Genomic DNA, 7,020 nt, shown 5'->3' with positions numbered 1-7,020 from the left:
CGGGCATAGATGGCAGTTTTGGCCACGAAGCCCGCATCAACCTGCGCAGCCAGTTCCAGCACTTTGTCCAATTGCTCGGCAGCGCCTGCGTAGTAAACATTGTTCAGGCAACCGGTGACGKCCAATTGCACCAAAGCATGCCGGGGTGCCAAGGCATAAGCGACACCACCAGCCTCGTTGGCGATGGTGGCAGCTGGCAGGAAACTGCCTTTGCTGCTTTGAAATAGTTGTGTGTTTGCCATGTTCCTAGTCCTTGTTTGCATTCACCGTTGTGGTGACGGGATATACATTGCAGGTGGCGTGCCAACTCTTTAAAAGAGATCACCAATTTCTCTAAGCAATTGATTTCATTTGATAATTTTTCAATTAATCAAAAATTCACCAGTTTTTTTAAACTTATACTTCTTGAGTTCTTAGCTTTAAAGCTAGTACATTAGAAATATGAAGAAGAAAGTGGTGATGGGGTTCCTGGGTACCCAGCTGGATTCGGGCCTGAGTGCTTCGCGTTGGGAGAAATGGCGGCCGACAGTTTCAATCGCACAGCATGAAGACCTGATCGTCGACCGGCTGGAGCTGATGCACGACGTGCGCAACAAAGCGCTGGCCGAAAGGGTGCGCGAAGACGTGGTTCAGCTCTCGCCCGGCACCGAGGTTCGCCTGGTCGAGATGAACCTGGCCAATCCCTGGGATTTCGGCGAGGTCTACGGCGCGCTGTATGACTGGATGCGCGCCTACGCTTTCGACACTGAGCGCGAAGAGTACTGGGCGCACATCACCACCGGCACCCATGTGGCGCAGATCTGCCTGTTCCTGCTGGTCGAGGCGCGCTTCATTCCCGGCGTTCTGTTGCAGACGGCGCCGCCCAGGGGCCGGCAAGGCCAGGGCGTGGGCAGTTATGAACTGATTGACCTGGACCTTTCGCGGTATGACGCGATCAACACGCGGCTTGCGGTGGCGCAACAAGATGCAGTGTCCTTTCTCAAAAGCGGCATCGCCACACGCAACCCCCGCTTCAACAAGTTGATTGAGGAAATCGAACACATCGCCGTCCAGAGCAAGGCGCCCATCCTGCTGACGGGGCCCACGGGTGCGGGCAAGTCGATGCTGGCGCGGCGAATCTTCGAGCTCAAAAAGTCGCGCCACCAGGTCAGCGGCAGCTTTGTCGACGTGAACTGCGCGACGCTGCACGGCGACGGTGCGGGCTCCACGCTGTTCGGCCACAAGAAGGGGGCGTTCACCGGTGCGGCCAATGACCGTCCCGGCTTGCTGCGCACCGCCGACAAGGGCGTGCTGTTTCTCGACGAGATTGGCGAGCTGGGCCTGGACGAGCAGGCCATGCTGCTCAAGGCCGTGGAAGAAAAACGCTTCCTGCCCGTAGGTGCCGACAAAGAAGTCGAAAGCAGCTTCCAGCTGATCGCCGGTACCAACAAGGACTTGCGTCTGGAAGTCGCCCGCGGGCGCTTCCGCGAGGACCTTTTTGCGCGTATCAATCTGTGGACTTACACCCTGCCCGGCCTCAGCCAGCGCCGGGAGGATATCGAGCCCAACATGGACCACCAGCTCACGCTCGCATCCGAGGATCTGGGCAGGAAAACCCGCATGACCGCTGAAGCCCGCGCAGCCTACCTGCGATTTGCACAATCGGGCGAGGCCATCTGGGCTGGCAATTTTCGCGACTTGAGCGCATCCATCACCCGCCTTGCCACGCTGGGTGACAACGGCCGCATCGGCGCAAGCCTGGTGGAGGCCGAGATCGCGCGGCTACGCTGGCAATGGCAGGCCACAGAACGGGAAGCTAGCGGCGGCGCTGCCTCACTCGCCGAATTAATGGGAGGCGCCGCGGACACACTCGATTATTTTGAACAGCTACAGCTTCAGGCCGTGATTGAGGTCTGCCGCAAAAGCGCCTCCCTCAGCGACGCCGGGCGGGCGCTCTTCAATGTATCGCGCACCCAGCGCAGCGTAGTGAATGATGCGGACAGGCTGCGCAAATATCTGCTGAAATTTGACCTGACCTGGGAGAAGCTGTCGACCTGAACCCGGGTACAAACCCGAAACACAAGGCCACGCAGCCCTATTCGCTCATCACCACCAGCACCTGCGCGTCGCTGCGGCCCAGCGAAAGGTAGATGTGGCCCACGCCGCTGTCGAAATAGGCCGACTCATGGCGCGCCACTTCGATGATTTCGCCGGTCTCGAACTCGATGCGCACCCGGCCCGACAGAACGATCACGAACTCCTGCCCTGCGTGGCGGATAAAGTCGGGGAACTGGCTGCGGCTGCGCGCCACGATGCGGCCGTGCATCGGCGTCATGCGCTTGCCCGGAAAGCCGGCGGCCAGCGCGCCGTAGTCATAGTTGCCCGAGCTGTAGGCCGGCGCACCGCCTGCTTCGGACCAGACCACCACCGGCTTTGCAGCGCCAGGGGCCGGCGCCGCGGCTCGCGCGTCCAGCAGCTGCCCCACGTCCAGCGATAGCGCCCGCGCTACGGCGGCCAGCTTTTCATAGCTGACCGAAATCTGGCCCAGCTCCATCTTGGACAGCGTGGACAGTGCCACGCCGGAACGGCCGGACAGGTCCTTGAGCGTCAGCCGCCGCGCCTTGCGGTGCCCGCGCAGGCTCAGGCCGAGCCGCACCCGGTCCGCCTCGGGGGCGGCGGCAGGGTTGCGGGCGGGGCGTGCAGGCATGGTGTTTTCCCTTTTTTCGAAAAATCCCGGTAAATGGGCTGGACAGGCATGATTCTCGCATGTGAGAATTCTCAAATGAGAGAATTTGACATCCTTATCTTCGGCGCCGGCATTGCGGGCGCATCTTTGGCCTGGCGCCTGGCCGGGCAACGCAGCGTTGCGCTCGTCGAACGTGAATCCCAGCCGGGGTTTCACTCCACCGGCCGGTCGGCGGCCATGTTCATGGAAACCTACGGCCCGCCCACGGTGCGGGCGCTGACGCGTGCGAGCCGCGGGTTTTACGAACGGCCGCCGGAAGGGTTTCACCCGGCGCTGATACAGCCCCGGGGCGTGCTTTACCTCGCCACGCACGGCCAGGAAGAAGAACTGGCGCACACGCGCCAGGAACTGTCCGCAAGCTGCCCCGGCCTGGTGACGCTGGACGCCGGCACCACGCTGGCCCATGTGCCCTGCCTGCGGCCCGATGTGGTGCACGGCGCGCTGTACGACGCAGGTGCGCAGGACATGGATGTGCATGCATTGCACCAGGGCTTTCTGCGCGGCTTTCGCCAGAAGGCCGGTGCCGACGGGGAGCTGCGCACCGCCGCCACCCTGACACAGGCCACCCACGACGGCCAGCGCTGGACCCTGCAATTCAGCGATGGCGAGACGCTGCGCGCCAAAACCGTGGTGAATGCCGCAGGCGCCTGGGCTGACGAGCTGGCCGCCATGTTTGGCGCGCAGCCCATCGGCCTGGTGCCGCACCGGCGCAGCGCCTTTACCTTCAAGGCGCCCGAGGGCATGGACGCCTCACACTGGCCCGCCGTGGTGGGTGTGGATGAAAGCTACTACTTCAAGCCCGATGCCGGGCAGCTGCTGGGCTCACCCGCCAATGCGGATCCGACGGTTCCGCACGACGTGGTTCCTGAAGAGCTGGACATTGCCATGGGTATCCACCAGATCGAAAGTGTGTCGACACTGACGATCCGCCGCCCTTCCAGTACATGGGCCGGCCTGCGCTCTTTTGTACCCGACGGGGAAATGGTGATTGGCCATGACAACGCCTGCCCCGGCTTTTTCTGGCTCGCGGCGCAGGGCGGCTACGGCATCCAGAGCGCGGCAGGTGCAAGTGCGCTGGCCGATGCACTGATCCGCCAGGCTGCGCTGCCTGAAGAATTGGCCCTGCAAGGCGTTGATGCGTCCAGGCTGTCTCCTGCCCGGTTGCGTTAAACCTTGAGCCAACCCCCTTCGAATCACTCCTTTCCGATTGATCAAATTTTCAACGAGGCCTACCATGCACCACATGTCTTTCAAAGCAATGCGCCGCACGCTGATCGCCAGCGCCTTCTTTTCCTGCGGGCTTGCCGCCATGGTTGGACCCGCCCATGCGGCCGATTTTCCTGACCGCCCGGTGACGCTGGTCGCGCCCTTCCCTGCCGGCGGTGCGGCCGACGTGCTGGCGCGTATCCTGGGCAAGGCCCTGGGTGACCAATTGGGCCAACCCGTGGTGGTTGAAAACAAGCCGGGCGCCGGCACCGCCATAGGCGCCGCCGCAGTGGCCAACGCCAAGCCCGACGGCTATACCCTGCTCGTGAGCTCCAACTCCACCTTCACGCTGAACCCCGCGCTGCAACCCAAGCTGTCTTATGACCCGGCCAGGGGCTTTGACGCGATAGGCATGGTGGGCTCGGTGGCGCTGGCCATGCTGGTGAATCCGTCGGTCACGGCCACCGACGTGCACCAGTTCGTCGCGGCGGCCAAGGCCAATCCGGACAAATACCTGTACGGCAGCTTCGGCAATGGCACCAGCTCCAACTTCGCCGGCGCGATGTTCAATACGGCCACGGGCCTGAAGATGACGCATGTGCCCTACAAGGGCTCCGGCCCCCTGATGACCGATCTGATCGGCGGCCAGATCCCGGTGTCTTTCGACACCGTGGTCGCTGCATCGCAGCAACTCAAGTCCGGCAAGATCCGCGTGCTGGCCGTGGCCATGAACAAGCGCTCGGCCCTGCTGCCCAATGTGCCGACCATGGCCGAGGCCGGCTACCCGGCCGTCGACATGAACGCCTGGCTGGCCGTGGTGGCGCCCAAGGGCTTGCCGGTGCCCGTCAAGGCACGGCTGGAAAAAGCTTTGGCGACGGTGATGGCCAATCCCGAAACACTGGACAAGCTCAAGGCCGCTGGCTTCGAACCCGGCTATACCGCGGTTCCCGACTGGTCCGGCTTGGTGACGGCCGAGATCGCGCGCATGAAGGCGCTGGCCGAACGCTCTCAAATAAAAACCGACTGAACAAGACACTCATATGCGATCCACTCTTCCAGACATCTCCGCCGTCGAACTCCGCAGCCTGATCGCCAGCCGCGAGGTATCGCCGGTGGAGCTGATGGACGCCTGCATAGACCGCATCGAACGCCTCAACCCCGCCATCAACGCGATCTGCGCGACCGACTTCACGCGTGCGCGCGAGGGTGCACGCGAAGCCGAAGCGCAAGTGATGCGCGGCGCACCGCTGGGCCCTTTGCACGGACTGCCGCTGGGGGTGAAGGATCTGCAGGACACCGCGGGCCTGCTCACCACCTACGGCAACATAGGACTTCGCGGCAACGTGCCGGCCAAAGACAACGCGCTGGTGGCCAAACTGCGCGCGGCGGGCGCCATCGTCACGGCCAAGACCAACGTGCCCGACATGGGTGCCGGCGCCAACTCACGCAACCCGGTGTGGGGCGCGACGGGCAACCCGTTCAACCCCACGCTCAACGCCGGCGGTTCTTCCGGCGGCTCGGCGGCGGCGCTGGCAGCCGGCATGCTGCCGATCTGCACCGGCTCCGACACCGGCGGCTCGCTGCGTATCCCGGCTTCGCTCTGCGGCGTGGTCGGCCTGCGGCCTTCGCCCGGACTGGTGGCCAACGATGCCCGGCCACTGGGCTGGTCCGTCATCTCCGTACTCGGCCCCATGGGGCGCAACGTGGCCGATACGGCGCTGCTGTTTGCCGCCAGCGTAGGCGCGAACCCACGCGACCCGCTTTCCTACCCGGTGGATGCCTCCACATTCTGGCCCTTGAAGCAGGTGGACCTTTCCACCTTGCGTGTGGGCACCACGGAAGACTTTGGCATGTGCATCGTGGACCCGGAAATCCGGCGCGTGTTCCGCCAGCGCGTGGAAGCCATCCGGCCGCTGGTAGCGAGCTGCGAGCCGATAGACCTTGAGCTGGGCGATGCCGACCGCGCCTTTGACACGCTGCGCGCAGAAAGTTTTGTCGCGGCATTCGCTGACACCTACCGCAACGCGCCCGAAACGCTGGGCCCGAATGTACGCGCCAACATGGAAATCGCAGCCGCCATCACCCTGGCGGACCGCGCCTGGGCGCACCTGGAACAAACACGCATTTCGCGCCGCTTTGCCAAAGCTTTCGAGCAGTACGACATCATCCTGGCGCCCGTCACGCCGGTCACGCCCTTCCCCTGGACAGAGCTGTATGCCGGCAACATCGACGGCCAGGCCATGCGCAACTACTACCACTGGCTGGGCCTGACCTATGTGGTGACCCTGGCCACCAACCCGGCGCTGGCGTTGCCCTGCGGCAAGGACGAACACGGCATGCCTTTCGGGCTGCAGGTGATTGGACGGCTGCACGCCGATGCGCAACTGCTGGCCGCATGCCAGGCGCTGGAACAGGTCTTTGAAGCCAGCGATACCTTGCGCAGGCCGCAACCCGATTTGCAAACTTTGCAGACGGCACGGCCGGAACTCAAATCCATCGTCACGCATCCGCCCGAGATCAGCGCGGCGCCCGGCACGGGTGGTTTGACGGCCGTGTGAGGTTTTTTCCCTGTTTTATTTACCAAACAGGCCCGAAACGCAGGCAGAACCTGCGCAAGTAGCTACAAAATCAATAGCGCCCGGAAGTCATTGACGTTGGTATGTGTGGGCCCGGGAATGACCAGGCCACCCAGCGGCTCGAAGTAGCCGTAGGCGTCGTTGCGGTCCAGGTACTGGTCCAGCTTCATGCCTTTGGCCAGTGCGCACTGCAGCGTGTCGGGCGCCACATAGGCACCCGCGTTGTCCTCCACGCCATCAATGCCGTCGGTGTCAGCTGCCAGCGCATACACACCCGGCTGGCCCTGCAGGGCCAAGGCCAGGCCCATGCAGAATTCGCCGGCACGGCCTCCGCGGCCGCGGGGTGTGCCTTCTGCTTGCTTGCGGACGGTCACTGTGGTTTCCCCGCCGCTCAGGATCACGCAGGGCTTGCTGAAGGGCTGCCCCTTCAATGCCACGGCACGGGCAAGCGCCGCATGCACCTTGCCGACCTCGCGGGATTCACCTTCCATCTCGTCGCTCAGGATGTGCGCC

At 63.6% G+C, this 7,020-nt stretch carries 5 protein-coding genes and 2 pseudogenes; 4 read left to right on the top strand and 3 right to left on the bottom strand.

The annotated features are described in order from the left end of the window. Positions 1 to 242, bottom strand: a pseudogene (locus AC1DWI_RS09745) (RNA-binding protein); the annotation flags it as partial. Between the two features lie 199 nt (positions 243 to 441). Between AC1DWI_RS09745 and rtcR the strand changes: the two are divergent. After that, a pseudogene (rtcR, locus tag AC1DWI_RS09740) lies at positions 442 to 1,971 on the top strand (RNA repair transcriptional activator RtcR); the annotation flags it as partial. A 103-nt stretch (positions 1,972 to 2,074) separates the two neighbouring features. On the opposite strand, the gene AC1DWI_RS09735 reads toward rtcR, so the two are convergent. Beyond that, positions 2,075 to 2,686, bottom strand: a complete 612-nt coding sequence (locus AC1DWI_RS09735; protein ID WP_477668138.1) for a helix-turn-helix domain-containing protein — start codon at positions 2,684 to 2,686, stop codon at positions 2,075 to 2,077. 75 nt (positions 2,687 to 2,761) lie between these two features. On the opposite strand from AC1DWI_RS09735, the gene AC1DWI_RS09730 reads away from it, so the two are divergent. From AC1DWI_RS09730 to AC1DWI_RS09720, 3 genes are all read left to right on the top strand, one after another. Further along, the gene (locus AC1DWI_RS09730; protein WP_477668139.1) at positions 2,762 to 3,895 is read left to right on the top strand and encodes an NAD(P)/FAD-dependent oxidoreductase; all 1,134 of its coding nucleotides are present in this window, start codon (positions 2,762 to 2,764) and stop codon (positions 3,893 to 3,895) included. A 64-nt stretch (positions 3,896 to 3,959) separates the two neighbouring features. After that, entirely contained in the window at positions 3,960 to 4,958 is a 999-nt protein-coding gene (locus AC1DWI_RS09725) for a Bug family tripartite tricarboxylate transporter substrate binding protein (protein WP_477668140.1), read from the top strand. A gap of 13 nt (positions 4,959 to 4,971) precedes the next feature. Next, positions 4,972 to 6,489 carry an amidase gene (locus tag AC1DWI_RS09720; RefSeq protein ID WP_477668141.1) on the top strand — a complete coding sequence of 506 codons (1,518 nt, stop codon included), beginning with the start codon at positions 4,972 to 4,974 and terminating at the stop codon, positions 6,487 to 6,489. A gap of 62 nt (positions 6,490 to 6,551) precedes the next feature. Here the strand turns inward: AC1DWI_RS09720 and AC1DWI_RS09715 are convergent. Continuing rightward, the coding region (locus AC1DWI_RS09715; RefSeq protein WP_477724747.1) for an MOFRL family protein at positions 6,552 to 7,020 on the bottom strand (469 nt) is incomplete at its 5' end.

This window comes from Polaromonas sp. P3_C2 (genome assembly GCF_056402675.1).
This window is presented reverse-complemented; position numbering and strand designations above follow the sequence as displayed.

Coding starts and splice junctions, on each gene's coding strand:
- AC1DWI_RS09725 (WP_477668140.1), top strand. CDS start 3,960: ATGCACCACATGTCTTTCAAAGCAATGCGCCGCACGCTGATCGCCAGC.
- AC1DWI_RS09720 (WP_477668141.1), top strand. CDS start 4,972: ATGCGATCCACTCTTCCAGACATCTCCGCCGTCGAACTCCGCAGCCTG.
- AC1DWI_RS09730 (WP_477668139.1), top strand. CDS start 2,762: ATGAGAGAATTTGACATCCTTATCTTCGGCGCCGGCATTGCGGGCGCA.
- AC1DWI_RS09735 (WP_477668138.1), bottom strand. CDS start 2,686: ATGCCTGCACGCCCCGCCCGCAACCCTGCCGCCGCCCCCGAGGCGGAC.